The sequence below is a fragment of the Lactobacillus laiwuensis genome (genome assembly GCF_019972835.1).
In the GTDB taxonomy this organism is placed as follows: Bacteria; Bacillota; Bacilli; order Lactobacillales; family Lactobacillaceae; genus Lactobacillus; species Lactobacillus laiwuensis.
In genome coordinates this window covers 1-4,755 of the sequence record NZ_BPPB01000023.1, presented here as the reverse complement: position 1 = coordinate 4,755, position 4,755 = coordinate 1, and the positions used below count along the sequence as shown (strand labels likewise).

At 36.4% G+C, this 4,755-nt stretch carries 5 protein-coding genes; all 5 read left to right on the top strand.

Annotated features, from left to right (window positions below; all coding sequences use genetic code 11):
• The coding region (locus LDM92_RS09945; RefSeq protein ID WP_238480666.1) for an LPXTG cell wall anchor domain-containing protein at positions 1-834 on the top strand (834 nt) is incomplete at its 5' end.
• A gap of 650 nt (positions 835-1,484) precedes the next feature.
• Positions 1,485-1,634 (top strand): hypothetical protein, encoded by a 150-nt coding sequence (locus LDM92_RS09540; RefSeq protein ID WP_223903041.1) that lies wholly within the window; start codon positions 1,485-1,487, stop codon positions 1,632-1,634.
• Positions 1,635-1,694: 60 nt separating this feature from the next.
• Positions 1,695-2,009, top strand: coding sequence for a hypothetical protein (locus LDM92_RS09535; protein ID WP_223903040.1), 315 nt, complete (start codon positions 1,695-1,697; stop codon positions 2,007-2,009).
• A 212-nt stretch (positions 2,010-2,221) separates the two neighbouring features.
• On the top strand, positions 2,222-2,341 hold the full coding sequence (locus LDM92_RS09910; RefSeq protein WP_373868664.1) for an SLAP domain-containing protein: 120 nt from the start codon (positions 2,222-2,224) through the stop codon (positions 2,339-2,341).
• Positions 2,342-2,809: 468 nt separating this feature from the next.
• Positions 2,810-4,755: BspA family leucine-rich repeat surface protein (locus LDM92_RS09530; protein WP_223903039.1), on the top strand; the 1,946-nt coding region annotated here is incomplete at its 3' end.

The following is a 4,755-nucleotide window of genomic DNA, read 5'->3' as shown; positions in this document are numbered from 1 at the left end:
ACTGGCTCGACTGGCTCTGAAGGTTCAACTGGTTCAACTGGCTCTGAAGGTTCGACTGGTTCCGAAGGCTCAACTGGCTCGACTGGTTCTGAAGGTTCAACTGGCTCGACTGGCTCTGAAGGTTCAACTGGTTCAACTGGCTCTGAAGGTTCGACTGGTTCCGAAGGCTCAACTGGTTCAACTGGCTCTGAAGGTTCGACTGGCTCGACTGGCTCTGAAGGCTCGACTGGCTCGACTGGCTCTGAAGGCTCAACTGGTTCAACTGGTTCCGAAGGTTCGACTGGCTCTGAAGGTTCAACTGGCTCTAGCAGTTCAAACGGCTCTCATAGTTCTGACGGTTCCAGCATTTCCACTGGTTCTAGCAGTTCAAACAGTTCTAACAACTCCAATGGCTCTATCACTCCAAACGGTTCCAGTGATTCAAATGGTTCAGGATTAAATAGCAGTAATGGTAGCAATACAGTTAACAATAACAATAATAGACCTACGCCAATCCCGAACAGCAAGAAATCAAATAAAAAGTCTACCCAGAAGTCACATAAAAAGCACCGCATAAGCAAACATGATCAAAAATCTGCCACCAAATCAGTCAAAGGTCTCACAGCTAACAAGCATCAGGCTAATCGCCCTGCTAAACTGGCGGCTGCAGGTCGCAAATTAAACAATACTGCTAGCGCTGACCCACAAAAAGGCAAGCTGGATAAAGGCAGCAGCAATGATGCCTTGCCACAAACTGGTGCAGAGAAACACAACAGTTTAGCCATGCTGGCACTAGGAGGTTTGGCCTTGGCCACCGCTCTAGGTGCTGCTTGGCTTGAGCGTAAGAAAGACTAATTCAAAACAAAAGCCTTCTAAGCGTGAAGATCATATCCTATATTTATATAGCCAACTAAAGTAATCGTAAAAGTATTATGATATACAGTTAAGCAAGTATCGAAAGAAAGCTAGCTTTTATTAGTTAGCAAAAGCACATTTTTCATAAACGTCTCTCAAAATTTAGTAATTGAGAGACGTTTTTATATGCAATAAAACTTTGTCCTAAATAAGATATGTAGAAACTTTTTACTATTTTTTTACATATATATATTTATTTACTAGTATCGTTGCTACTGTTCTAGGTTTACTTGAAACTAATCCTGAATCTGTTAAGGCCGATACAGTGTCCAGTAATGGCAATACGTATCCTAATTCCACTAAGAATATTATTAATAGGATGCAAATAATACTGAAAATAACTCAAATACTTCTATGGCAACCAAAACTTCAGAGAGTTCTATCTCCACTAGTGCTACAAAAGGTGATAATACTAATAACAACACATTAGTCAACAATAGCGCTAATACAGAACCTTCCACAGTAACTACAAGATTAAAAATTTCTAACTCTCCTATTACTTTAGAAGAAGACGAAACTAAAAAGACGCCACTCCTACTCCTGATCTAAACTGGAATGGGATAAAACACAAGGTTTATTAACTATTTACAATGATACTATTTCATAATGAAAATAATGATATAGACTACGCTTTTCACATTAAGGGAGTTAAAAACGATACTGACATCAAGAAAATTAAGTTTAAAGGAACTATTAAAATTTATGGATCTGCCAGTGCACTTTTTAATGGACTTAACTAATTAATCGCAATAGAAGGACTTGACAATCCCGATACTTTTAAAGTTACTGACATGTCTAATATGTTTACTTACTGTAACTCATTGCAAAAGCTTGATACCCAAAATTTTGACATGACAAATGTGCCTGTTGATTTGACGGGCTTGAAGAATAAGGATAAGAATAAAACTATAAACATACTTGCAGGATTGGATAGTTTATGCGCCATAAGTATCAGTAGAACGAATAAATTTGAAGGTACAAGTCTACTTACTAATGGCTATACCAATACATGGATGAACGTGGGTAATGGAACTGAAAAAGAATTTGAAAACAGTCTATCCTTAGATTCGTCAAAATTACCTTGGACTTTACAAGATAAAGTAGACAATTATTAAAAAATAACTAAAGATGAATTTATTCGCTATAACGTTATAGTACATTATGAGAACTAAAGCGGAAACCAAATTTCACCAGATGGTTATGTATTCTTGGATAAAGAACCTTTTGAAGTGCCAGTTAAGAATAGAGCTGGTTATACTTGTACTGTTGCAAAACCTATAAAGATAAATGATATCCCAACCGATCCAACTAAAATCTTAGAGAACATATATATACAAAGAACACAAATAGTGGCTCAGTCAGCAACGTTTCAGGTGTTAAACGTAAACTGAAACACAATGCTTATATTTACACTAAAAAGCCAAACCAATTAATAATAAATTATTAAATAAAAATCAACAGATAAAAGTGTATTGCAGGACCATTAAGTTTAATAATTAATTTTACTATATCATAGGTAAGAACCAATTTGTTAAGAAAGTAATCTTTTACAAAGTAATAATATATTAACAAATTTAATCAGTAGTCAGTGCTGATTATTGAGTTCTTTTTTTATAACTTAAAATAAAAATAGTAATTACTTTTATTAATAATGCAATATCTACTATTAGACACTAAAAAATCAGCATAGCTAAACTGGTATTTTATCACAAATTAGCAATATTAGTATACTTGTATATAAATTATTCATATTTTGGTATGTGTGCAAAAAGGACAGTTTAACTTTAAGTAAATAAAATAACGTTCTATCAAATTTAATATAAAATATTTTTCATCTCTAAAAGTCGCGTTGACTTTCAAAAAAACCCGCAATATACTAAATGCGTAATAAAAACCTGATTATAAGAGGATATATATGAAAACACACAAGAATATATATAAACAAGGAGAAAAGTTGTTTGTTGGGGGCATGACAGCCGCAGCTATAGGATTTTTCAGTGCTAACCCTAAGGCAGTTAAAGCCGATAGCTTATCGGCAGGGTATCTAATGGCACAAAATGTCCAAAGTAGCAGTAAAACTCAGCTTTCTAAAGCAGTTCCTACGGAATCTACTTCGACTGATTCTTTCGAAACAGAACAATCAGAAACTATGGATAAAGATGCTGCTAATGATCAACAATTAAATAACAGTAATTCAAGTCAAGAGACAAATGATAGCAACAACATCAATGACAATGACAATTCAGCAAATTCATCTGCTGCTTCTGAGAAAAATAATACTGATTTAGTTGATAGTGATATTAGTAAAAGAGATACTGAGAACCCTAATATTGTCGAGAGCAATTGGAACAATATAAAAGTCAGTTATGATACCACTCAAAAATCGTTGACAATTTATGGCGGCACCAAAGAAAAGCCAGTTGCAGTTAGTAATCCTAACCCAATTTTGGGAACCTCAGATACGGGATATATTGCAAGAGTTAATCCACTAGATATTACTGATATCAAAATAGACGGTCAGCTTAAGTTATCTGGATCAGTCAAGTTCTTATTTCATGGCTTAACCAAATTAAAAACGATTGAAGGTTTGGATAATCTTGATACTTCAGAAGTAACAGATATGTCGGAAATGTTTTCCGATTCAACAATGTTGCTTAAATTAGATTTATCAAACTTTAATACTGTCAAAGTGACACGCATGTACAACATGTTTCACAATTGTATTAATTTAAGGTACTTAGATATTCACAGCTTTAATATGGCTAACACCTCAAACGTCGCGGGAATGTTACTTACCTTGGAAAGCTTAAAAGTATTGAAATTAGGAAAGGATAATAAAATTGGACTTTCCGATTTTCAGAATAAAGCAATCTGGAACAGCTTAGGATCTGGAAGTATTAGTAACCCAGAAGGTACTGAAAAATGGACTTCAAAACAGGTTGAAAAAAATTATCTCAGTAGTAACATTTCTGATACCTTTATATCAACCATAGCAAATCCAGTTTTTGTCCATTTTCGTGATGAGAATGGTAACCAGGTTACTGATCAGAATGGCAAAATTGTACCTGATACTGTTGAGGTCGATAACATAGTAAAACCACCTGAAGTTCCTAAAGCTGCTGAAGAATTTGACTGTTATAAGAATGCACATATTACTAATTACAGTTTAAAGAAGATTTTAATTAACGGAAGCGAAGTTACACCTGGTTCAGCTGAAGATATCGTGGATTTCAAACTATTAATTAATGATGACGGACCTGATATTTACGCTAATCAAGAAGTTACTTTTGTTTTTGCCAAGCAGCTTCAAGGCCAAGTCCTTATCTCCTATCAGGACGAAAGCAGTAAAGACCTGCCTGATGCTAGCGGCAAGACTTCTGATCACGGCACTGTTGAGTATGGCGAGCAAGGCAAGAAGTTCACTGCCCCTCAGATTGCCGGCTACAAGCTGAGCTACATCCTTGTCAACGGTAAGAAGGTGACCGGCACTGATACTGCCAGCCTGGATTATAACAGTCAGGATCAGACGGTTGTCTTCGTCTATGCCAAGCTTCAAGGCCAAGTCCTTATCTCCTATCAGGACGAAAGCAAAAATGACCTGCCTGATGCTAGCGGCAAGACTTCTGATCACGGCACTGTTGAGTATGGCGAGCAAGGCAAGAAGTTCACTGCCCCTCAGATTGTCGGCTACAAGCTGAGCTACATCCTTGTCAACGGTAAGAAGGTGACCGGCACTGATACTGCCAGCCTGGATTATAACAGTCAGGATCAGACGGTTGTCTTCGTCTATGCCAAGCTTCAAGGCCAAGTCCTTATCTCCTATCAGGACGAAAGCAAAAATGACCTGCCTGATGCTAGCGG